Source organism: Paenibacillus sp. GCM10012306 (assembly GCF_042649265.1).
In the GTDB taxonomy this organism is placed as follows: Bacteria; Bacillota; Bacilli; order Paenibacillales; family Paenibacillaceae; genus Paenibacillus_AQ.
The window spans coordinates 118210-140834 of sequence record NZ_JBHRYW010000009.1; the positions used below are offsets into that span (position 1 = coordinate 118210).

A 22625-nucleotide genomic window follows, 5' to 3' on the forward strand; every position below is an offset into this window, starting at 1 on the left:
CACTCAAGCTCCGCCTTGAGGGGGACGGCTGGAAGGCTATGCAGAGGGATTCTTTTTCCGCCTAAAAAGATAAACAGCATTTTCATCCGACGGGGGCAGAATGAGAGAAGAAAGTCGCTCGTCCAACTCCATAGTAAACTTATCAGCGTTATAATAGGCGTCAAAATCTCCGGTAAATGCGGGATTCTTTGTTCCGATAACGATATATAGGTCAACTGAGGGTGCCTTGAATACATGTTTTTCATATGAGTTTTTAGGTACAGGCCAAGAACATAGCACTACCTGGGGAGTGTATTTAAGCAGGGCCGTTTTGGCGTCCGCTTTTTCCACAAAGGAGGGGTAGGTTATGTAATGGCTCCAACTATAGTCATCGGTAGCTTGGCAGTTTACATGCTCATTCTGCAAAAATTTAGCCAAGGTGCCATCACCGGCAGCGATTTCAAGACAGGATTGGTTTCCGATCAGAGTTGAAAGCTCTTTAATGAACGCTCGCGAATAGAAACAATAGATTCCTTTTTTATTGACTAGAGGCATTAATATCTTCTTTTGAATGACAAACCTCCACCAAAACTTGAACAGTCCCAGTGAGACGGGTTTCCTCTCAAGACCCTTTCTGAATAAAAGCTTCTGCAATATAATGCCATCCCAAAAATTGAACTTTACATTATTCTCCGGGGTTTTGGATGAAACGGCGATGTTAAGCTGCTCTAGCAGATAAATAGCAAATCGGGCCTTGATTACATCGGGCAAAAATGCATTTATTGTTGTTTCATTGAACCTGCTTTTTTGAATTTTAGTATGAGCAATCTTTGCGCTTACAGTATATTTATCAAGGATGGCAGTAATAAGCTTAGACTCTCTGCCGTTTCTTAGTACACTAATTTCGTGGAGGACCTCTTCTTGATACTCTGGATATTGCTGTAACAATACTTCCATGCTGATTTCATTGGCCAATATTTTCTTGGCGGTGCTGTTCGTAAAATTTCTCATATTATTCTCCAATAATCATTTAGTAATAATTACTAATAAAATTAATATTAATCCATATTATACTTTAAAATTCCTAATAAAGAGTTTATAGGAAAATGTGAAAAATAATAATGAAAAATGATATAGACTACTGGTATTATTGGGGAATTGAACTTAAGATATATGACTGTACTAAGGAGAGGGGTTCATCAATGAATATGACATGGGATCTGGATAGCCTGTATCCTTCTTTTGAGTCCGAGAAGCTGAAGGAAGATCGCAATCGTCTGGATCAATATATAGAGGGTTTAAAAGAATGGGCTGCGGCAAATTTGCATACTGCGGGACCAACCCCTGCTGCAACCGAGGCTTTTTTAAGAAAGCATAATCAATATAAAAGTGTGTATGTTTGTCTGATGGCTTACGCAGAGCTGGTACTCAGCGCCGACGGCAGTAGTCAGGAGGCAATAAGCCTGCTGGATGATATTGAACATGCGAATGCAGAAATTGTCGGCATAATCGCTGGTTTTAAACGCTGGTGTGCTGATTGCGAGAATCTGGATGAGCTTGTTGGAAGCTCGGCCTATCTGTTGGAGCATCGTTTCTATTTAAGTGAAGTGTTGTCTCAATCCAGGTTTGTTTTAAATGAAGAAGTGGAGGCTACTATTACCAAAATGCAGAGCACCGGGTCCAAGGCTTGGGAGAGACTCTACATGGAGACAGCTTCGAGTGTGCTTGCGGAACTTGAGAGTCAAGAAGAGGTGCGTAAAGTAACTCTGGCAGAGCTGAGAAGCATGGCCTATGATCATAGTCCGATGGTAAGAAAAGAAGCTTATGAGGCAGAAGCCCAAGCTTGTAAATCGATTGCCCAAATTTGTGCGGCCTGCATCAATGGAATTAGCGGTGAGGCGCTAACAGTATACGGAATGCGGGGCTACGCTTCACCTTTGGACAAGGTGCTGACAGCTTCAAGAATGGACCGTGAGACATTGAACGCCATGCTCTCGGCACTTCAAGAAAGCTTGCCAAGCTTCCACAATTTTTATGAGAAAAAGGCGGTATTGCTCGGACATTCATCTAAGCTACCGTTCTATGATCTTTTTGCGCCAATAAGTGATGAAAAGAGTGAAATTTCCTATGAAGTTGCACAGAACACCATAGTATCCAGTTTCGGAACCTTTAGTGGGGAGCTGGCGGATTTTGCCCGGAAGGTATTTGAGAAGTGTTGGATTGATGCGCAGCCGAGAGCTGGAAAAGGCGGCTATGGGATGTGTATTGATATTTTTCCGATTGGGGAAAGCAGAATCATGACGCAGTTTACAGGTAATTCTATGGATGTTGCTGTGCTTGCTCATGAGATCGGTCATGCCTATCATAGCTCATGTTTGGTGGGAGAGACGATGCTGAATACAGATTATCCGATCCCAATTGCGGAGACGGCTTCGATTTTTTGTGAGACTTTGGTCAACCAGACATTGATCGCTGGCGCAGCAGAGAAAGAGATTGTGTCGATCCTGGAGAGAAGTATTTCCGACGCTGGCTATTATCTTGTGGATTTTTATGCCCGCTATTTATTTGAGACACGCTTGTATGAGCGTAGGGCATCGGGAACGTTATCTGTTGTGGAGCTTAATGAGTTAATGCTTACATGTATGTCGGAAGCTTATGGGGAGAGCATTGACCCGGACACGATTCATTCGTATATGTGGCTGAGCAAGGCGGGATATTTTATGGCCGGGAATGAATTTTTGAACTTTCCATATTCATTCGGCTTGCTGTTCTCCAAGGGGCTTTATGCGGAGTATTTAAAAAGAGGAGAAGATTTTGCAGCTCAGTATCGTCTGTTTCTAAGCGCCACAAGCAAGCATAACATCGTTGATGTGGCCGCCCAAATGGGCATCAATGTTCACTCTGTAGAGTTCTGGAGAGGGGCGTTGGGGCTGATCGAGGAAGATATCGCAGCGTTCATCCGCAGATCTTAATTTGAATAAGCGAAGCGTTCATTAGTGCGCTTTTTACTATTGGTACCTTCATCTATATTAGCCTCTGATTATATGCTGTACGTATGAACAAATGTCTGCACTCGCTCGCTTTAGCCCACGTTTGAGCTTGAGCAGGATTTTGATATCAGGAAAATATACCGTTAATTCGCTCCGTTCCCCTTATTTAATCAAAATAACGGGAATTTCTCCCGTTAAAAACCTCTTTTCTCCGTAAATGCGGCAGACACGAGGTGATTAACGGGATTTTTTCCAGCTATTTTCGTAAAAAGAGTAGATATGATTAAAATAACAGGAGTTATTCCTGTTATTTTCCACGCCCTATCGAGTGGATTTGAGCTGTGTCATTTGTCCGAGGGAAGTTCTTGCGAACGAAGGGGTCATTTGTACTTTAGGCTACAGGAAGTTCATTATTGAGACATCGAGTTCATTTTCGGAATGATGTTGTGTGTTTATAGATTTGCACAGTTATTCATCAGTTCCCACAATTACTCGCCAGTTCCCGTCACAAGTTGCCTCAATATGCCCCTTTTGCTCAATATAATGGGTCACAATCTCCGATATATCGATGAGAATCTCTTTGATGATTGGTTTTCCTGGATACATCTCATAGTCGCCCCCGCCGACTGCGCGGTAGTTGTTCATAACGACATCATAATCCCCGTCATTGTCTAGCGGTTTGCCATGATAGTTCAGCAGGGTCACCCGCTCGCCGACAGGCCGCGCGATATCGAGAATGTATTCAATCCCTTCCCACATATCGTAATTGTAATGCTGCGGCTTAGGCTCGATATAGGCTGGGTTGATCTCAAGCTGGCCGTCTTCACCGATCTGAAAGTAATTGGCGGTCTGCTCCAGGGCTTGTCGAATATCTCTTCCTTTCAGCCGCAGTACGGTCAATGTGTTCGGATAGATGAAGTTTGCGAGAATATCCCTGCGTGTTATGGTCTGATCGAAACCTCTACACTCGTTGCGAAGCAGTGGTGCTGTAGAAATGTCCACACCGGCCGCTTCCATCTGCACCTTGTTCATAAATTCAATGAACGGATGATCGGCCAAGCGGCATTCGGCAGCGCTAGTGATGGAGAGGTCCCCCTGAACCTGCCCCACGGTATAATCGAGCCAGACCTGTGTTTTAGCTTCAACAGCACTTGTCAGCTCAATAATACGCTCATCCACAGCAATACTGGAGTCTACAGAGAGTAATTCGGCCTGCTTGTCCTGAAGTCTCCATTTCCCGTTTTCTTCGGTGAAGGTAGCGGTAATCTTGCCAAGTGCCTGCCCATTGAAGCTAGGCTGAATCACAGTTACTCCATTGATTTCACTGGTGATGGAACGGTGCTGGTGACCGGTAATCAGCACATCCAGTCCCTCAATCTCCATACACATCGCATAGCCTTGGTTCTCCCCGGTCTGTCTTTCCGTAGGTTCCCCGGTCTGCAGATCCCGCTCGAATCCTCCATGATACGCAACGACCAGGAGGTCGGGCTGTTCGTCAGTTCGAATGTCCGCACACCATCTTTTTACGGATTCAAGGGCGTCATGGAATTCCAATCCCTGAAGATGAAGAGAGTTCTCCCAATTGGGGATATAGTGTGTAGTTACGCCAAGAACCACAACTTTGATCTTCTGGTCAATCCATTTGACAATATAAGGCTTGCCGAAGGCCGGTTCGCCGGTATCCTTATCGGTAATTCCCGCTGAGAGCCATGGAAAGCTAGAGTCCTGCACAGCTTTATCAAGCACATCCATTCCGAAATTGAATTCATGATTACCAAAAACGGCTGCATCATAGCGCAGCTCATTCAGGGCAGAAATTGCCGGATGTTGATCTTCTTTGCCTTGGGTGGCTGAATAATATGCCAGCGGTGTGCCTTGAATAAGATCACCGTTGTCGATCAGCAGCAGTTCAGGTGTATGAAGTCGTTCCTTGTGAATGAGGGTGGCGATTCGGGCCAAGCCCTGATGACTCATCTCGCGGGTTCGGTAATCGACAGGCTGGATATGGCCGTGCAGATCACTCGTGACGAGAATTTCACAGGTGATAGTATCGTTTTTTTTCATTAGTAATAGGCCTCCCCAAGATCATTTCGCTATCATTCTAACAGAAATAAAAGTGGATTTAAGAGGTTGGGTGAAGATTTTACGGAGAATTGACAATCAGCCTCCTTACTTTTAACAGAATCCCTTTATAGTTTAGAAGTACAAAAAATAGACAAATCTGGAGGTCTTAAGGTTGAAAAAAATCAGTAAATTCGTTTTGCCGCTAATGATGTCCTTTGCATTTCTTAGTGGTTGTGGTACTAACAACACGAACCAGGCCAACTCCGCAGACCAAGGATCGGCTGCTACCAACGCACCACAGGAAACGACGGCTCCAGTAGCGGAAGGCTATGTTCCCGAGAAGCTGACTGTACAATTTGTACCGTCCCAGAATGCGGATACGCTCGAAGCCAAAGCCAAGCCGCTTGAGAAATTGCTGAGCGACAGACTTGGAATTCCTGTCCAAGTTAGCATCTCCACTGACTACAACACCGTTATCGAAGCGATGGCTTCCAAAAAAGTAGACGTAGGCTTCTTGCCGCCAACCGCTTATGTATTGGCTAAGGAAAAAGGCGCTGCTGAAGTTATCCTGCAAGCACAACGCTTCGGTGTGAATGATGATACTGGCGCACCTACCGACCAACTGGTGGATTTCTATAAATCGATGATCATTGTTAAAAAAGATTCTCCGATCCAAACTGTTGCTGATCTGAAAGGGAAGAAGATTGCTTACCAGAACGTAACTTCTTCTGCAGGCTTTGTATGGCCGGCTGCTACACTGATGGACGCAGGCCTTGATCCACTGAAGGATGTTCAGGCGATCACAGTTAAAGGGCATGACCAAGGCGTGCTGGCCGTGCTGAACGGTGACGTTGATGCTGCTGCAATTTTCCAAGATGCCCGCAACATTGTCTTGAAAGACTATCCGAAAGTCTTTGAAGACACACGGGTATTGGCCTTTACGGATAAGATTCCTAACGACACCATTTCGGTTCGCTCTGACATGAACAAAGAGTGGGTGGAGAAAATCCAGAACGCCTTCATCGATATTGTGGCTGACAAAGAAGGTCACGAGATCATCAAGGATATTTATTCCCACGAAGGTTATGTAAAATCCGATGATAGCAAATTCGATATCGTTCGCGAATACAACCAAAAGGTTAAAACAGAGTAGGTCGGGTCTTTCACAACAATCTTACCGATAAGACATGAGGATAGCCGGTCCGGGCGCTTGCCCCGGTCTGGCTATCTCTTTTATTCGATATAACACAAAGGAATGATTCCATTGATAGAGCTTCAGAATGTATCTAAAACCTACCCGAACGGCACCAAGGGCCTGAACGGGATTAATCTGACCATTGCTAATGGAGAATTTGTTGTGATTGTGGGGCTATCCGGTGCGGGGAAGTCGACGCTGCTGCGTTCGATCAACCGGCTTCATGATATTACAGAGGGTGACATCCGCATCGGCGGTCAATCCATTACGAAGGCCAAGGGCAGCCGACTGCGGATGATCCGCAGGGACATCGGGATGATCTTTCAAAGCTTTAACCTGGTGAAACGAACCACCGTGCTGCGTAACGTGTTGGCCGGAAGAGTCGGTTATCACTCTACATTGCGCACGATCCTTGGCCGTTTCCCGAAAAGCGACATCGAGCTGGCATTTCAGGCGTTGGATCGGGTGAATATTGCTGAGAAGGCCTATTCGCGTGCAGACCAGCTTTCGGGCGGACAACAGCAGCGGGTGGCGATAGCCCGGGTGCTGGCACAGGAGGCACGGGTAATTCTCGCCGATGAGCCTGTGGCTTCACTGGACCCGCTCACCACGAAGCAGGTTATGGATGATCTGAAGAAAATCAATGTAGAGTTAGGCATAACGACGATTGTGAACCTGCATTTTATTGATTTGGCGAGACAATATGCCACCCGAATCATCGGGCTACGTGCCGGAGAGGTCGTATTTGACGGGCCGGTGTCTGAAGCAACAGATGAGAAGTTCGCAGAAATCTATGGACGTCCCATCCAGAAGGACGAACTGCTTGGTGAGTCTGCGCTTGAGGTGCCCGTGTCATGAGTACCAATACGGAGAAACTTCGGCCGAAAGCACCGAGAAGGCTAAAGCATTATTTTACGGCGGCGATCTTGATTGTTCTGCTGTGGAGAAGCGCTGTTGTGACAAATTCCAGCTTGGGGGAACTGATATCCGGTCTGCCGAACATGCTGGACCTGCTGAAGGAGATGTTCCCGCCGAAGTGGTCCTACTTTAACAAAATCGTGGATGCAATGCTGGAGACGATCCGGATGGCGCTGGTCGGCACTACGCTGGGCGCTATTCTGGCTGTACCGGTGGCGCTGCTTAGTGCAAGCAATATCACCGTTAGCCGCTGGTTGCATCATCCAGTCCGCTTTTTATTAAACTTGATTCGTACGATCCCGGATTTGCTGCTGGCGTCCATCTTTGTAGCGATTTTCGGGTTAGGGCCACTGCCGGGGATATTCGCCTTGACGGTCTTCTCGCTAGGGCTGATTGCCAAGCTTACCTATGAGGCGTTAGAGACCATTGATCAGGGACCGCTGGAAGCCATGACTTCCGTGGGGGCGAACAAAATTCAGCGCATTGTATTTGGTGTAATTCCACAGGTACAAGCGCATTTCATGTCGTATGTGCTGTATGCCTTTGAGATCAATGTCCGTGCAGCGGCCGTGCTTGGTCTAGTAGGAGCAGGGGGTATCGGTCACTACTATGAGGTTACGCTGGGCTTTCTGGAGTACGACAAGACCTGCACCATCATTCTGTTCACGCTGGCAGTGGTGCTGATTATTGATTATGCAAGTACAAAGCTGCGGGAGAAATTATTATGAGTAAACCATGGAGTGAGCTTGTTCCCAAACCACGGAAGAACCGTTTCCGCTGGCTGATTTATGTGGCGCTGGCCGCCATTTATATTTGGGCGTTTTCAGGTGTTCCGTTTAACGGTTTCAAAGAGACGGCCGGGGTGATTACGAAGGCAATCTTTAGCGGAATCTTCTCCCCAGACTGGGGATTCGTCTATTTGCCGGACGGCGAGGATTTGCTACACGGATTGTTGGAGACACTGGCAATTTCAGTGTTAGGTACGTTTATTTCTACATTTGTTTGTATCCCGTTTGCTTTCTGGGCAGCGGTGAATATGAGCCGGGGAAAAGTAATCTCGGGTTCTGGTAAGCTGGTCTTGAGCTTTGTGCGCACCTTTCCTGAGATTGTTATGGCCTTGCTGTTCATCAAGGCTGTAGGCCCGGGTTCTTTTGCTGGTGTGCTGGCGCTGGGATTGCATTCGATAGGGATGCTGGGAAAACTGTTCGCAGACGAAATCGAGAATATCGACCGTGGGCCGCTGGAAGCACTGATTTCCTCTGGGGCTACCCGCATGCAGGTGTTGTGGTTCGCGGTGTTGCCTCAGGTGCTGCCCGGGTTCCTCTCCTATACACTTTACCGGTTCGAGATCAATGTCCGTTCGGCTACGATACTTGGTGTCATTGGTGCCGGAGGGATTGGTACGCCGCTAATCTTCGCGCTTGGAGCGCGAAATTGGGACCGTGTAGGAATCATTCTGCTCGGGATTATTGTGATGATTACGGTGATAGATATCATTTCAGGGACGATTCGGAAGCGTTTGGTGTAAACACAAATAGCTACAAAACATAACTCACACAAGTTAGCTCTGTGTGGGTTTTGTTTATATTGAAGCAATAATTATCGTATTTGCGGTACTATAATAGGGTAAGGGGAGAATGTAAGTTTAAGAAGGAGAAGTGGTAGATTTGGTTATTCGTATTTTAAACGCTAACGATGCTGAAGTTTATCAGAAGCTTCGGCTAAGAGCATTGAAAGATCATCCTGAAGCCTTTCTAAGCAGTTATGAAGATGAAAAGGATATGCCGCTGGGGATGGTTGAAACAAGACTGCAGCCGGATCAGGACAAATTCACTCTCGGAGCTTTTAATGATAATGGTGAGCTTGTAGGTATGGTGACTTTTATCCGGGAGAACCGGGAGAAGGTCAAGCACAAAGGGCTCGTAGTAGCGGTCTATGTGAGCCCGGAAGCCCGCAAGCTTCGTCTCGGCTTTGCTTTAATGCAGGAACTGATCGCCAGAGCGGCGCAGCTTGAGGGTGTAGAGATTCTGAACCTGGCTGTGATGTCTGGTAATGAAGCGGCGGTAAAGCTGTATGAGTCGCTGGGTTTCACTAGCTATGGCAAGGAGAAAAAAGCTGTTAAGATCGGTGATACTTACTACGACGATGAACATATGAGCCTGGATTTAAATGAACGGAGAACGGTTTGAATTCGATGAGATATCAATAATAGTAATAATATCCCTGTCTAGAGCATATGCTGGTCTATCCGACTTGTCCCAAAGGAGTTGAAGACTTGGCTAATGCGCTTCTAGGCAGTTTTTTATCAGCAATGGCGACTGTGCTCGGCGTAATTCCTATACTGTTCGTGAAGAGACTATCGGAGAAATGGAAGGATGTGCTGGTTGCATTCGCCGCCGGAATCATGGTATCTGCTGCCACCTTTGGGTTAATGCCGCAGGCAATCCAGGAGTCGGGGATCATATCTTTGACCCTTGGACTGATCACTGGGGTTCTGCTACTGGATTTGATTGAGAGTCATATTCCCCATATAGATGTAGAGAACAAGCCTGGATACACCAATATGGATTCCAAGGCATTGCTCGTCATCATTGCGCTCTTTATCCATAACATCCCTGAAGGACTCAGCACCGGGTTCAGCTATGCCAGCCAGCAGGCCAGCCTTGGACCCACGGTTGCGCTGGCTATCGGTGCACAAAACATCCCGGAAGGGCTGATTCTGGCTGTATTTATGATGAACTCCCGGACAAGCCGGTGGAAGGCATTAGGGATCGCCGCATTGACCGGACTCATGGAGATGGTATCAGCAGTGATCGGTTATTTTACAGCCAGTTCGATGCAGAATGTAGTCGGCTATGGTCTTGCTTTTGCTGCAGGGGCGATGCTCTTTATCGTCTACAAGGAACTGATTCCGGAGAGTCACGGCCATGGTTATGAGCGTTCATCGACCTATTCGTTCATTATCGGGCTTCTAATCATGGTGTATATCACACAGATTTTTCAATAGGATGGATAAAGGATTTTTGGTAAAGTCTGTCGAACAAGAACAATTATGATGACCACATATGAAACGAAAAGGTTGCCCTTTTACACGTTGCTGTTATTTATAATTGTCGGAATGCTTGGAGCGGGTTTTTTTGAGCCTCGTTCCTTTTTGACGTTAGCTGTGGTCCTTTATGCTGTAACCGCGATAGATCTGGTAAGGGTTAAAAGGTTTACGCTGCTACCGGTGCATATCTTTCTACTGATAATAATGACTTTATATTGGCTGGCAGTAGGACATGCCGCTAATCCTGAACAAGCCGTGCTGGAGGCGGCCAAAGTATCGCTGCTGCTACCGGTCGCGCTGCTCTTTACTGGCTTATCCGGTCATCAGCGTGATCAACTTTGGGCGGCATGGGCCTGGAGTGGTGCAGGACTCACACTTTGGGGGTTCTTCTTCGGCCTCTTCCGCGAGGGCAGACTGGAATCCACGTTGGGCTATGCCAATGTGTACGCTGTCGTGATGGCAGCTGGCTTGGCCGCAGGCTGGCACGCCTACAGGCGGTCCAGTCAGCAGAGATATTGGCTGTTAATGGCCATTCAGCTGTGCGGGCTATTGATGTCAGGTTCAAGAGCAGTATTAATTCTTAGCGCTGTCGGAACGGTCTTTTATTTGCTTTTGAATAGAAGAAGCAAGGGGGCTGTATGGGGAGCAATTATCATCCTTACGCTTCTTCTAACCGCGGTTGGTGTTGGTGCGCTCCATGGCGGCGCTGGAAGCATTCGAAGCATTGGCTGGGACGCCTCGGAGTTCTCTCTGCGTCGTATCTATTGGAGTGATGGCTTGCGGCTGTGGAAGGCGCATTGGCTGATTGGTACCGGCGGGGGAGGCTGGGCGGTGTTGTATCCCTCTGTCTTTGTAAAATATGTGCATCAGCAGTATTTGCAAATGGCGCTGGATACAGGCATTGTCGGGGCCTTGGCGTTTATCGCCATGATCCTGGCTGCACTTCGGGCCAGCTGGCGCCGGGGGCGGGAAGGCTTAAGCAGCATGCTGGCCGTGCTATTTTTCTGTGCCCACCTTGCTTTTGACATCGACCTGGCTTATCCGCTGGTCTTCGGTTTGTTTGTAATGCTTCTCTCTGAAATGGAGCTAGCGGGATACAAGGGAAAAGAGATCATGCTCACTGGCCTACGGCCTACTGGCGTCGTACTGCCTTGTCTTATCGCTATTTGCGCTTTTGCCTGGATGACGGCAGGGTATATGTTGATCTCTAAGGGAGAAGCGGCAAATGCCACGAGAGAGTGGAGCAACGCGCTGCAAAGCCTGCAATCGGCGGAGAAAATGCTGCCTTGGTCGGATGAAGTACACTACCAAATGGCTGCTGCTTATTCCGGTTTGGCCCAAGCGCAAGGGGATGAGAATACGATGAAAAAGGCCGTTAACGAGATTAGGATCGCTGCTTCGAAGGTTCCCGCTAACAAGAAGTATCAGGAGATGTTGAAAAAGGTGCAGAAAAGTAAGAAATAGGAATATATCTATAGCAAATATATATTGTTATTTGTTGGAATTCATCTTATTATGGGGAAAGATTTCCAATACATACATATCTATTTTTAGGAGGAATTATTCTGCACAAGATCATACGAAAAATCAGCGTTTCCCTGGCAGTTGTCATGCTGCTGGTCCTGAGCGCTCCGGTATTGACATATGCGGCTAGCATTCTCAAATTAAAGTATGATGCGTCCACCGGAGAAATCTCGGGGATTATCTATTCCGATCAGAGGGATATTTCCCTGAGTCTTGATCTCGGAGGACAAGAGGTTCCCGTCTCTTCGGACGTGGTGGGAGCAGTGTATCATTCCTCTTCATCCAATATTTTCTGGGCAAATGTGAACGGGCAGATCGGAACGGGACTGGCTCCCTGGAACATTAAGGTCAGAGCGGGAGATGAGAATCTGATACCGGCCAGCGTAACGGGAAGCACCTATGAATTCAATTTCTCCCCACTGTTTGGTGCTCCCGACATCTATCGAAATTTTCAATATGATTACTATAATGACGGCACTCATCTTTTTCTAAATTGGTCACCTGTAGACCGTGGAGGAATATTTGGCTTTTCCCACTACAACGTGTATGACAATAACGAGCTGATTTTCTCAACCCGTGACAACTCTATGTTTCCGATTACAGAACGATATGACCGGCTTCCTGTATTTTCATATCATTCCTTTCACCAATTTCAGGTAAGCGCAGTGGACTGGCTGGGCCATGAGACGGGAAGGTCGGCACCGTATATGATGAGAGCCCCAGGTTTGATGAAGGAGGCAAAAGCAGAATATGCGGGGGCCAAACCAGGAACGAAACTCCAGCCACTTGATAGCATTGTATCCTTCACGCCAAGCTGGGAGCAGCTTACAGATACTTTTACAGATGCATTCTATCTGGATTTGAAATTCACGGATGCGCTTGATTACGACTACAATGCCGCGCCATATACACTCAACTATAATGCTATTCAGGCAAGTGATTTCGAGCTGGTAAAATCGGACGGGACGGTGATCCCCGTGAGAGGATTAACGCCCAAGAATAAGACTATTAGCCTTTCTTTCCAGCAGGCATTAGATAGCAAAGCAACTTATACGCTCCGACTATCCAAACAGGCTTCTGGTGATGAGATTGCCCTACCCAAGGTGAACACAAGAAGCGCTGGTATTGATCTTTATCTGCAAACCCTGCCTGAACATGCCGTTAGCTATAGGTTCGAAGCATTTGTAGATGCGTTTATCGGTACATTTCCAGATCCCCCTACAGGTCTGAAAGCTACTTCAGGAGACGGGACACTGAGCTTGACCTGGAACAGTAATACGGAGGCGGATCTGGATGGATATCTGGTATGGCTGGACGGCAAGCTGCTGACGCAATCTCCGATTCAGAAGACCAGCTTCTTCATTGATGGATTGACCAACGGAAAGACGTATCATGTCAACGTAGCTGCTGTGAACAAGGACGGTGGCCGTTCGCTGCAAGCCTTCATTTTCCCTATACCTAAGGTACCGGATGGAAGTGGTAATACGGAAGGACCAGGTGGTTCAGGCCTAGGAAATGGAAGTGGTGGTAGCGGTGGCGGCGTAACTGCCACGGGTCCTGCAACTGTGGGACTGGCTCCTGCAGGCCCAGCTCTATTAGCAACTCTAGTGGACAAGGATGGAACCTCCAAGACCCTGGGTGTTGCGTTAAGAAGCGACAACGGCAAGGTCAAAGTGTCGGTTGCCGAGGATATCAAGCAGCTTCTGCTGCCAGCAGCCGGAGAATTGCTAAATAAGGACAACACGCTGGTGATTGAAAAAGATGATCTATCGCTGGCTATCCCTGGACAGGTGCTTGAGCAGCTAAAAAGCTTGGTTCCTGTAGCACAGCTGGTCAATTCAAGAATTTCCGTAGGGTTCACCCCGATCGGCATTACCGAGCTTGCCGAAGATACAGCCAGAGCAGCTTCGCAATCTGCTAATACAGTCATCACGCCAGGTGGTGCAGCCTTCAATATTACGCTGTCACTTATCAAGGAAGATGGTAAGGAAAGCAAGCTAAGCTCGTTCAGCTACCCAGTAACGTTAAAACTCAAAGTTGTAGAAAGCAGCCAACCTAATCTCACGGGGATTTATAATCTGAACGAATTGGGTGGGATGCAATATTTGGGAGGAAGGTTAAGTGACGGATATTTGTCGGTAGATGTCAGTCATTTCAGTAAATATGCGGTGCTGCAATATGACAAGTCGTTCACGGACGTGTCTGCCGGACATTGGGCTTTGCCTGCGATCAAATCGATGGTAGCTCAGCATGTCGCGACAGGAACAAGTGATACCCGCTTCTCGCCCAATCAGCAGGTGACACGCGCGGAATTTGCTACCTTTATTGCCCGTAAGTTGAACTTAAAGGCTTACGGTACATCTGACTTTACGGATGTACCTTCTAGCAAATGGTATAGCGAGTCCGTAGCCGCGGTAGTGGAGACGGGGATTGCCAGCGGACAGTCCGAAACGGTGTTTGCGCCGGAGCGCCCGATCTCACGTCAGGAGATGGTCGTTATGGTGATGAAGGCGTATGCCTATAAGTATATGTTGCCTTTTAATGTAGGCGATGAAGGAATACCGTTCGCCGATCAGGCGCAAATATCGGCCTGGGCCAAGCCATACGCAGCCGCTGCCCATAAGCTTGAATTGGTTCAAGGCAGCAGTGATAATAAGCTTGATCCTAATAAGAAAGCTACTCGCGCTGAAGCCGTTATGGTGATCTCTAAGCTATAGCTTATGGCTCATGCTGAGGCGAGAATGAATTGAATTATGCTATAACTCAAGAGGATGTCCCCAAAGCTATAGCTTTAAGGACATCCTCTTTGGTATGACTTGACCCAATAAGATGGGTGATGGCGGTTGGTGGCTTGTGGGTTCGAACGCTGGCCGCTCGAACGCTGGCCGCTGGTCCGCTGGCCGCTCAGCCGCTGACGCTCGGTCGCTAATTGCTCGTCCGCTACCCTCCCGAACGCCATACCCTCTGTGCTCCATAGCTCTGTTGCTGCCCGCTCGTGGCACCGAAGTTTGGTCGCTCCGAAATAGTGGCAATTCTGCACCTTATTTAAAGATAAAACCATTGAATTTGGCAAATAGATGCAATAATGCACTCTATTTTCACAGGAGAAGCCTCTTTTCGGGCTAAGCCGAAGAATTAGTATACACTTTTGCTCTTAATTCCCTTTTTATCGTGTATAAATACAAATTAAGGTGCAGATTTGCCTCTATTTCTCAAAACCTCCGACTTTCCAGACCTGGGGCAATTGATCAATGAGAGCAAGGGAACAAGAGAGCAAGGGAGCGAGAGAGCGAGAGAACAAGGCAGAATGTCCCCAAAGCAATATAATAGCCCCTTATCAGCCAGCCCCTTTGTTACGCAAGTCTCAAAGTAAAAACGGCAACCTAAAGTCGGTGCAGCGTATAGCTGTCCGGCTCCAGTTGCCGTTTTTGAGATACTTGTATGGAATTATCCGCGTAAAATGGACTCGATTTGCTCCAGCTCTTCCGCACTAAGCTCAGGTGCGTTCAAGGAAGCTACGGCATCCTCGATTTGGCTCACCTTGCTGGCACCAATCAGGGCAGAGGTTACTCTTCCGCCGCGAAGAACCCAAGACAGGGCGAGCTGTGACATCTTCTGACCACGTGCTGCAGCCAGCTCGTTCAGCTCCCGTACTTTGCCAAGGACTTCTTCCGTAAGTTCATTCTCGGAGAGGAACACGCTTGGTCCGGCTGCCCGGGAATCAGCGGCAATTCCGTTCAGATAGCGATCGGTCAGAATGCCCTTTTGCAGTGGCGAGAACGCGATGGTGCCGATGCCTTCTTCGGACAGCACATCCTGCAGTCCATCTTCAATCCAGCGCGACAACATGGAGTAGTTCGGCTGATGAATCAGACATGGAGTCCCCAGCTGACGCAAAATTTGCGAAGCTTTGCGGGTATCTTCCGCATCGTAGTTACTGATTCCCACGTAGAGCGCCTTGCCCTGACGGACAAGCAGATCCAGTGCGGCCATTGTTTCTTCCAGCGGGGTGTTAGGGTCTGGACGGTGATGATAGAAAATATCTACATAATCCAGGCCCATCCGTTTGAGGCTTTGATCGAGACTGGAGACGAGATATTTCTTGGAACCCCATTCGCCATAAGGACCTGGCCACATATAATAGCCTGCTTTTGTGGAAATAATCAGCTCATCACGGTAAGCACCAAAATCTTTGGCCAGTATCTGGCCGAAGCTCTCTTCCGCAGAACCTGCAGGCGGTCCGTAGTTGTTAGCGAGATCGAAATGGGTGATACCGAGATCGAAAGCGCGTCTAACCATGGCTCTACCGTTCTCAAAGGTATCAATTCCACCAAAATTATGCCAAAGGCCGAGTGAGATGGCTGGAAGGCGGAGACCGCTATTGCCTGTCCGGTTATATGTCATGCTGTCGTATCGGGTAGGGCTGGCATTGTACATGAATGTTCCTCCTAAATGTTTTAGTGAAGCTCAATCACTTGAGATCCTTCAAAATAAAACTGACTCCGAAAAGCATTGGTTATCGTGCGATTAGACGCAGGATTTCACAGGGAATCTGCACTCTTTTCGGGTGTGTGTTACGTTCTTATTGTAGCGAAAGAAGACGCCTAAACGTATGTCAGAAAGGAAGGGAATTATAGTACAATGTCCGTTTTGGCATGACTGAGCCGGAAATCCTTCGGGGAGCAGCCCTTCACCTTCTTGAACATGCGAGAGAAGAGCAGCGGATCCTGGTAGCCGACCGACCTTGAGATTTCACCTATGCTGCAGGGTGTTTCTGTTAACAGCTCACAGGCTTTGGCGATGCGAAAATGAAGCAGATATTGTTGCGGCGGCAGCCCAACGGTGCGCTTGAACAGCGCCGATAAATATTTGCGATCCAGCTTCAAGGAGGAGGACATCATCTCCACTGTAATCGTCTCACAGTAATGCGAATGAAGAAAATGCAGACATTGCTCCACATAGGCGCTTTTCTGCCGTGGTACGGGCAAGCTGATCGGAGACGCCGGGACGGTTCGCAGCAGCAGAGAAAAGAACTCATACATAATCGCTTTTAAGGATAGATCCAGGCAATCTGCTGCTTCCGCTGTTGAGGTCAATCTCGCATACAGATTCGGCATCAACTGATCATCCATCGGAAATACAGGGCAGCCTGGCGACAAAGAAGTTTTGGACAAAATAGAATCCATCTGTTCACCGGTAAAACCGATCCAGGAATAGGACCAGGGATCATTTTGATCAGCAGCATAGTAAGTAACAATATGAGGATACGTAAGGAAGGCCTGTCCGGCGCCAAGGGTGTGACTACATCCGCCAACCTCAACTACACCGGTGCCTCCATGGATAAAATGAATTTTGTAATGATCGCGCACACCGGGGCCGACCGTATGCCCGGGAACGCATTGTTCCCGCCCCCAATAGTGCAGGTGCAGATCGGGATTACTCCGAAAGGGACGCTCCGGATTATAGTTATAGATAGCCATGGCTGCTTTAGCCTCGTTTCTCCGAAAAAATAGTTCTGATTCTATATAAGTTGAACTAAAGAAAAACGAATAGGGGAGAAGGAGTGGAGGGGAAGATTGGAACTGAAGGAGCGAAAGCGATCGCCTTTGTCTCCAGATTTCAACCGCTACAAGCGGTTAAATAGAGGAAATCTGGAGACAACAGCGACCGTAAGTCCAAGCTTCACCGGAGTGACGCCGATCCTTATGTTAGTATCTTAAGTTCAATATATAGAACAGCACCCTCATTATACCCCAATTCCTGAGTAGATGGTCTGTATATACCCGTGGTGAAATGGACCAGCATTCGTTTATCTGCTGAAAGTTTGGTTAATTAAGCTATGAAGCAGGGTAAACTAACGAGGACTAACAACAGGAGGGTATCGTTATGGATAAAAGAATTGTGGGTGTCTTTACAGTCGAACATGAGGCTTCCGGAGCGATTGAGGAATTAAAACAGCATGGTTTTCGGACAGATGATATCTCCGTCATTGCCCGTAATCCAGAGGATGCCCATACGATTTTTGAAGGGACAGGAACCAGGGCGTCAGTAGGTATGGCTTCAGGTGCTGCGACCGGAGGTGTGCTTGGAGGAGTGACGGGACTACTGGTTGGTATCGGGGCGCTGGCTATTCCCGGCATTGGGCCGATTATTGCAGCTGGACCCATCGCGGCAACTTTAGCAGGAGCAGCTGTGGGTGCCGGAACTGGCGGTCTGGTTGGAGGGCTGATCGGACTTGGTGTTCCGGAGGATGAAGCCGAGAGTTATGACCGGTATGTAGGTTCGGGACATATCCTGGTGATGGTGGATGCGGAAGGCGAGCAGGAGCAGGAAGTCCACCGTATTTTCGGACGGCATCGCGCAGTGAATGCCAATTACTCGGATAGAGAGGTCGCGGAGGCATTGCCTGAAGCCCGGGCGTTGGATATCCGGGAAGCTGCGGATGATTCCGTACAACATACTGTCGACGCCGCTTTCAATGGTTCTGGTCTGGAGGATAAGCATGATACAGGGTTGGACACTAGAAACGGTTCTTCCTCAGATAAGCTCCCACAGGACCGGGCAGCGCAAGACATAAAGCGGGCAGGAATGACTGGTTCCGTAGAAGAATCGGATGCACTTGCAGCGGCCGACCAGAAGGACGCCAGATCCTTGGCCTTTTCAACAGGTACGATGGATGCTATGGATACGCTCCCGAGCGAACACGGAGGTAAAGGCACTGTAGGCGAACAGATCCGTGAGGAGCGCCGGCGGGAGGCAGAGGACTTCGGTAAAAACGAAGGCTGACTGTAGTCCATGGGCCCTCACCCCTACAGCAATCTAACTCAAGCATCAACAATAAAAAGGCGACCTGTAACCAGATCCAATATCCTGCATGCAGGTATTTGATCCGCGACAGATCGCCTTCGTTTGCTCTCACAATATCTTGCTTGAATTAAGAACTAGAATAAGCTCAATGACACTTTGCGGTCTCTGTTGCTGAGTGTCATATTGATCTTTGTTGCGGCGCTGAATTCCCGTAAGGGAATCATCAACTCGTTGCCTTTCATTCTAGGTACAGAACCGGAAAAAGGCAGCGGAATATCGTTGACCATGAGTAGCCCCTTCGTCTCAGCATTCTCCGACTCTTTGCCTCCACGTTTCATTCTGGCAATCAAACGCTCCGGTGTGTCTCCTGCTCTGGAAGCGTCCAAGCGGTAGCCAATTTGGTCGAATTTAGTATTGATGCCTTTACCGATCGTGAAGAACAGGTTGATGCCCTGTGCCTTTGCCACTTCGAGGGCGGTTAGGCTGTATTTTCCGTAAGGGAAGCACAGAATGTTGCGAGTGTTGCCGAGCTCGGTCTGCAGGCGGTTATCCGCGTGCCGTAAATCAGCATCGATTCTGTTTCGGTATTCCTGCACTGTTTCTACCCGATTTTCTTTGGGCAGATATTGCAAATGCGGCAGCGCAGGCTTCTGATCGCCTTCACTGTCAACAGTAATCATATGATGCGCATCGTAGGTATGGTTGTAAAAGCTCATGCCAGACTTTTTCATCTCCCGCATTTGATCCCACGTTAGTTTTGGCATGCCTGGTACATGGCCGTCAACCGCGCCGACGATGACAAAGTTGGTCGCCGTATCCCCAAATTCTTTCAGAATCGGATAGGCATATGTGTAAAAGGATTCGTATCCGTCGTCAAACGTCAACAGTACCGCGTTATCCGGTACCTTGTCGCCCTTGAGTATGAAATCAGCATACTGATCCATAGTAATGATGTGAAAATTATTTTTCTTTAACAATTCAAGCTGGGTTCTGAATTCGGCTGTCGATATGGATGAGGCCCCCTGCTGCACCTCTGGAGAAATGGCATGGTACATTAGCGTAAGCACCTTATCGCGGTAATAGATCCCTTTACCGGTTGGAGTTGATTCTTGCGGCAATGGGTCCCATGAGATTTTCAAACCCAAACTACTCTCCAGAAAGGAAGCGGGAACGAATAACTCGCCGTGGCTAAGCTGGAATTTGGGTGACGGTGTTTCCTTACCCTCTACTTCAACACTGTACTGTATCGGAAAAAACATGCGGTACAAGAAGACAAGCAGGACGGCGCTGATTACGGTGAGTGTCACAAGCTTCATTTTACTCAATTTCATAGATGAATCCTCCTTGGCAACAAACAAATAGTAGAAAATTTCTGATTCCGTCCAAACGTTCTGACCGTATTCAGCGAAAAAAAGGATGGCCTCTGCCGTTCCCGGCATCTGGACCATCCCCAATTTATCATATCTCGCTTAAAATTCTGTGAAAAAAAAGTCATTTTTCTGAAAATGTAAGCTATATTTTTTTTGGCACCGCTGGTAGAACCTTGGATTTGAAAATCATCTGCTTCAGGGTTTTTCCATTAATAAGAATGATTCCCACGATAATGGTTATTATGCCGAGAAGAGTCACCCAGTTGATCGTTTCATTGTAAAAGAGGACCCCCACGCCTACAGCAATAGGTGGTGAAACGTACAGCCAGGTCGATGGGAAAACCGGATTGGTCTTGGCGACGAGCCAGTAGAACAGCGTCTGACCGACCATGGACCCAATCACAATAAGATACAGTACTGATCCGGCTACAGGGAAGGAGAACAGCCAATCCGTCTGTACATCCTCTGTAAAGAACGAGAGAATAAAGATGAATGCTCCGCCATACATCATCTGGACGGCATTCTGGGCAATGGGCGAGACTTCCGCCATGCTGGTGGTCACTTTTTTGGAATAAAGCGCTCCTGCTGCATAGCAGAGCTCTCCGATCAGAATGGCAACACAGCTTATGATCCATAAGGGAGAGACATCTACAGTAAGTTTAGGTAGAACGAGCAACAGAACACCGGTGAATCCGATGAGAGAGCCGAACAGGGAAAGTGTCGGGGTCTTTTGCCGCAGAACGACGGTTTGCAAGAGTAGCATCATAATCGGGCCGGTTGCTGACAACACCGCAGCCAATCCTGAAGATACATATTGTTCAGCCCAGTAGAGGGCAGCGAAGGTTCCGAAGGTCAGTGCGGCTCCGGTTATCAGCATTTCCTTGCGTAATAGCAGGGAGAAGCTGGCTTTGCGTTTCCAGACCATCCACAGGAACAGAATAACACCGGCCAGGAAAAAACGCAGTCCTGCGGAGAAGAACGGCGGTGCTCCGGCATCCACGCCGATTTTGATTGCCAGGAAGGTCGTGCCGAAGATTAGACAAACAAGTGCATAAGCCAAAAGAATCATGTTCAGTTCCCCTTTGGAAATGTTGTAGAGTCATACTTGAAGTATTCGTTAATCATATAAGGAAGAGAACAGAACAGATTGATTATTACAGAACAGATGGTGGCGAGATAATGTACAATAAGATATAAGGAAGTATGCTAAGTGCGGAAAGAATAGAGAGTAAGGAAAGAATGGAAAGGAGGCTTGTGCCTAATGAAAAAAGGGAAGGTAAGCGAGCAGGCACATCCCTTGTTCCGTCAAGTCTATGAGTACGCCCTGAATCGTATGGAGCGGGGGGAATGGAAAAGTCATGACAAGCTGCCTTCCATCCGATTGTTGGCCGAGGAATTGGGTGTACACCGACTGACCGTGTTCAAGGCTTACCGCCAATTGACCGAGGACGGCAAGGTGTATGTCAAGGATAAGTCGGGTTATTATGTCTCGCAGGGCAGCAGTCAAATTATAGTTCCCGATTTTAATTTTGGCGAAGGAAGCGGGGGTTCTTCTTATCTGAGCGCCAATCCCTTGTATGACATCCAGCGTGTGCCGGCGAAATACCAGTTCTCCGTGGCCCTCATTGATCCGGCGCTGCTGCCCAATCTTTTCTTATCTGACTATGTGAAAAGAGTATTCGACATGTATCCCAAGGTGATGGGGACTTATGCCAGTGTACAGGGCGACGAGGAATTGCGGGAGACGCTCAGCGGGCATTTTCGGAAGCAGCGACGTTTGCAGCTGTCTTCGAGCGAACTGCTGATAACCTCCGGTGCCCAGCAAGCGCTCAACCTGATTGCCCGGATGATGCTGGGACCAATGGATACTGTGCTGATAGAACGACCTACGTATAGCGTAGCCATGGATATTTTTCGACGGGCAGGTGCACGACAGGTCCCTGTGGAGATTACTCCGGACGGGTATGATCTGGACGAGCTCGAGGCCTTGATGGCCAAGCATAAGCCTCGCATGTTTTACATGAATCCGACGCATCACAATCCCACAGGTTATACAGTGCCTGTACGGCAGCGCAAGCTGCTGGTGGAGCTCGCGGAACGTTACCGCTGCCTGCTGGTAGAGGATGATGCATTTCGGGATATGTATTTTGAGGAAGAGCCGCCACCACCTATTTTTGCCTACGATACGGAGGGGTGGGTCGTCTATATCGGTAGCTTCAGCAAATATGTGGCGCCTGGACTCAGGATCTGCGCTGTCGCTTGTCGATATCCGATGATGGAGCGGCTGATCATGTTCAAATCGCTTGAAGACAATGGCGCACCGCTGTTGAACCAGAAAATATTCCTGCACTACTATACCTCTCTCCGGCTGCAGCAGCATCTCGGCAAGCTGCGGATCGCGCTTCAGGTGCAAAAGGAAATTATGGAGGAGGAGTTGTCCCAAAGCGGCTGGAAGTGGAAGACTCCCCGAGGCGGGCTGACCCTGTGGGTGCAGCTGCCAGATGGGACGCCGATAGATGTTCTTCTTCGCCAAAGTCTGGAGCATTCCATATCTTTTGTACCCGGATCGATTTGCGATCCGCTTGGCGAGATGAAATCATGGCTGCGGCTCTGCTACTCCTTTTTAAGTGAACCTCTGCTGCGTGAGGGCATACAGAAGCTGACGGCCTTGGCGCGAAAATTATAATGAGCGGTAACCGCACTTTTGCGCTTTGCTAGAATAACTCCTG

Annotated in this window: 18 protein-coding genes; 11 read left to right on the plus strand and 7 right to left on the minus strand. The window is 48.2% G+C overall.

Translation table 11 applies throughout. The annotated features are described in order from the left end of the window. Positions 1-36 precede the first annotated feature (36 nt). The gene (locus ACFORK_RS19695; RefSeq protein WP_379202090.1) at positions 37-990 is read right to left on the minus strand and encodes a hypothetical protein; all 954 of its coding nucleotides are present in this window, start codon (positions 988-990) and stop codon (positions 37-39) included. Positions 991-1181: 191 nt separating this feature from the next. On the opposite strand from ACFORK_RS19695, the gene ACFORK_RS19700 reads away from it, so the two are divergent. Further along, positions 1182-2951 (plus strand): M3 family oligoendopeptidase, encoded by a 1770-nt coding sequence (locus ACFORK_RS19700; protein ID WP_379202092.1) that lies wholly within the window; start codon positions 1182-1184, stop codon positions 2949-2951. A gap of 486 nt (positions 2952-3437) precedes the next feature. Here ACFORK_RS19700 and ACFORK_RS19705 read toward each other — a convergent pair whose 3' ends face one another. After that, the gene (locus tag ACFORK_RS19705) at positions 3438-5033 is read right to left on the minus strand and encodes a bifunctional metallophosphatase/5'-nucleotidase (protein ID WP_379202094.1); all 1596 of its coding nucleotides are present in this window, start codon (positions 5031-5033) and stop codon (positions 3438-3440) included. Between the two features lie 172 nt (positions 5034-5205). Here ACFORK_RS19705 and ACFORK_RS19710 point away from each other — a divergent pair, with 172 nt between their 5' ends. From ACFORK_RS19710 to ACFORK_RS19745, 8 genes are all read left to right on the plus strand, one after another. Further along, positions 5206-6186, plus strand: coding sequence for a phosphate/phosphite/phosphonate ABC transporter substrate-binding protein (locus ACFORK_RS19710; RefSeq protein WP_379202096.1), 981 nt, complete (start codon positions 5206-5208; stop codon positions 6184-6186). A 111-nt stretch (positions 6187-6297) separates the two neighbouring features. Beyond that, complete coding sequence (gene phnC, locus ACFORK_RS19715) at positions 6298-7086, plus strand: phosphonate ABC transporter ATP-binding protein (protein WP_379202423.1); 789 nt, start codon at positions 6298-6300, stop codon at positions 7084-7086. Then, positions 7083-7874, plus strand: coding sequence for a phosphonate ABC transporter, permease protein PhnE (gene phnE, locus ACFORK_RS19720; RefSeq protein ID WP_379202098.1), 792 nt, complete (start codon positions 7083-7085; stop codon positions 7872-7874). The genes phnC and phnE (ACFORK_RS19720) overlap by 4 nt, the downstream gene beginning before the upstream one ends. Next, complete coding sequence (gene phnE, locus ACFORK_RS19725) at positions 7871-8674, plus strand: phosphonate ABC transporter, permease protein PhnE (RefSeq protein ID WP_379202100.1); 804 nt, start codon at positions 7871-7873, stop codon at positions 8672-8674. Before phnE (ACFORK_RS19720) ends, phnE (ACFORK_RS19725) begins: the two co-directional genes overlap by 4 nt. Positions 8675-8813: 139 nt before the next feature. After that, positions 8814-9335: a GNAT family N-acetyltransferase gene (locus ACFORK_RS19730; RefSeq protein WP_379202102.1), complete on the plus strand. Its 522-nt coding sequence runs from the start codon at positions 8814-8816 to the stop codon at positions 9333-9335. Positions 9336-9421: 86 nt separating this feature from the next. Then, positions 9422-10153 carry a ZIP family metal transporter gene (locus ACFORK_RS19735; protein ID WP_379202105.1) on the plus strand — a complete coding sequence of 244 codons (732 nt, stop codon included), beginning with the start codon at positions 9422-9424 and terminating at the stop codon, positions 10151-10153. A 246-nt stretch (positions 10154-10399) separates the two neighbouring features. After that, positions 10400-11659 carry an O-antigen ligase family protein gene (locus ACFORK_RS19740; protein WP_379202107.1) on the plus strand — a complete coding sequence of 420 codons (1260 nt, stop codon included), beginning with the start codon at positions 10400-10402 and terminating at the stop codon, positions 11657-11659. A 146-nt stretch (positions 11660-11805) separates the two neighbouring features. Next, the gene (locus tag ACFORK_RS19745; protein ID WP_379202109.1) at positions 11806-14436 is read left to right on the plus strand and encodes an S-layer homology domain-containing protein; all 2631 of its coding nucleotides are present in this window, start codon (positions 11806-11808) and stop codon (positions 14434-14436) included. Between the two features lie 74 nt (positions 14437-14510). Here ACFORK_RS19745 and ACFORK_RS19750 read toward each other — a convergent pair whose 3' ends face one another. From ACFORK_RS19750 to ACFORK_RS19760, 3 genes are all read right to left on the minus strand, one after another. Continuing rightward, positions 14511-14759, minus strand: coding sequence for a hypothetical protein (locus ACFORK_RS19750; RefSeq protein WP_379202111.1), 249 nt, complete (start codon positions 14757-14759; stop codon positions 14511-14513). A 407-nt stretch (positions 14760-15166) separates the two neighbouring features. After that, a complete protein-coding gene (gene mgrA / locus ACFORK_RS19755; protein ID WP_379202113.1) occupies positions 15167-16156 on the minus strand; it encodes an L-glyceraldehyde 3-phosphate reductase in 990 nt (329 codons plus the stop codon). Positions 16157-16350: 194 nt separating this feature from the next. Then, positions 16351-17199 (minus strand): AraC family transcriptional regulator, encoded by an 849-nt coding sequence (locus tag ACFORK_RS19760; RefSeq protein WP_379202115.1) that lies wholly within the window; start codon positions 17197-17199, stop codon positions 16351-16353. Between the two features lie 406 nt (positions 17200-17605). Here ACFORK_RS19760 and ACFORK_RS19765 point away from each other — a divergent pair, with 406 nt between their 5' ends. After that, positions 17606-18505 (plus strand): general stress protein, encoded by a 900-nt coding sequence (locus tag ACFORK_RS19765; RefSeq protein WP_379202117.1) that lies wholly within the window; start codon positions 17606-17608, stop codon positions 18503-18505. 155 nt (positions 18506-18660) lie between these two features. Here the strand turns inward: ACFORK_RS19765 and ACFORK_RS19770 are convergent, their stop codons facing one another. Together ACFORK_RS19770 and ACFORK_RS19775 are read right to left on the minus strand one after the other, a co-directional pair. Further along, positions 18661-19857: a polysaccharide deacetylase family protein gene (locus tag ACFORK_RS19770; protein ID WP_379202119.1), complete on the minus strand. Its 1197-nt coding sequence runs from the start codon at positions 19855-19857 to the stop codon at positions 18661-18663. A gap of 181 nt (positions 19858-20038) precedes the next feature. After that, positions 20039-20965, minus strand: a complete 927-nt coding sequence (locus ACFORK_RS19775) for a DMT family transporter (RefSeq protein WP_379202121.1) — start codon at positions 20963-20965, stop codon at positions 20039-20041. Between the two features lie 192 nt (positions 20966-21157). Between ACFORK_RS19775 and ACFORK_RS19780 the strand changes: the two genes are divergently transcribed. Next, entirely contained in the window at positions 21158-22582 is a 1425-nt protein-coding gene (locus tag ACFORK_RS19780; RefSeq protein WP_379202123.1) for an aminotransferase-like domain-containing protein, read from the plus strand. Positions 22583-22625 lie beyond the last annotated feature (43 nt).

Bases quoted from the DNA above. Each gene is read 5' to 3' on its own strand.
- ACFORK_RS19705 (WP_379202094.1), bottom strand. From the start codon at position 5,033: ATGAAAAAAAACGATACTATCACCTGTGAAATTCTCGTCACGAGTGAT.
- ACFORK_RS19780 (WP_379202123.1), top strand. From the start codon at position 21,158: ATGAAAAAAGGGAAGGTAAGCGAGCAGGCACATCCCTTGTTCCGTCAA.
- phnE (WP_379202098.1), top strand. From the start codon at position 7,083: ATGAGTACCAATACGGAGAAACTTCGGCCGAAAGCACCGAGAAGGCTA.
- ACFORK_RS19765 (WP_379202117.1), top strand. From the start codon at position 17,606: ATGGATAAAAGAATTGTGGGTGTCTTTACAGTCGAACATGAGGCTTCC.
- phnE (WP_379202100.1), top strand. From the start codon at position 7,871: ATGAGTAAACCATGGAGTGAGCTTGTTCCCAAACCACGGAAGAACCGT.
- ACFORK_RS19700 (WP_379202092.1), top strand. From the start codon at position 1,182: ATGAATATGACATGGGATCTGGATAGCCTGTATCCTTCTTTTGAGTCC.
- ACFORK_RS19760 (WP_379202115.1), bottom strand. From the start codon at position 17,199: ATGGCTATCTATAACTATAATCCGGAGCGTCCCTTTCGGAGTAATCCC.
- ACFORK_RS19745 (WP_379202109.1), top strand. From the start codon at position 11,806: ATGCTGCTGGTCCTGAGCGCTCCGGTATTGACATATGCGGCTAGCATT.
- mgrA (WP_379202113.1), bottom strand. From the start codon at position 16,156: ATGTACAATGCCAGCCCTACCCGATACGACAGCATGACATATAACCGG.
- ACFORK_RS19770 (WP_379202119.1), bottom strand. From the start codon at position 19,857: ATGAAATTGAGTAAAATGAAGCTTGTGACACTCACCGTAATCAGCGCC.
- ACFORK_RS19695 (WP_379202090.1), bottom strand. From the start codon at position 990: ATGAGAAATTTTACGAACAGCACCGCCAAGAAAATATTGGCCAATGAA.
- ACFORK_RS19740 (WP_379202107.1), top strand. From the start codon at position 10,400: ATGACTTTATATTGGCTGGCAGTAGGACATGCCGCTAATCCTGAACAA.
- ACFORK_RS19775 (WP_379202121.1), bottom strand. From the start codon at position 20,965: ATGATTCTTTTGGCTTATGCACTTGTTTGTCTAATCTTCGGCACGACC.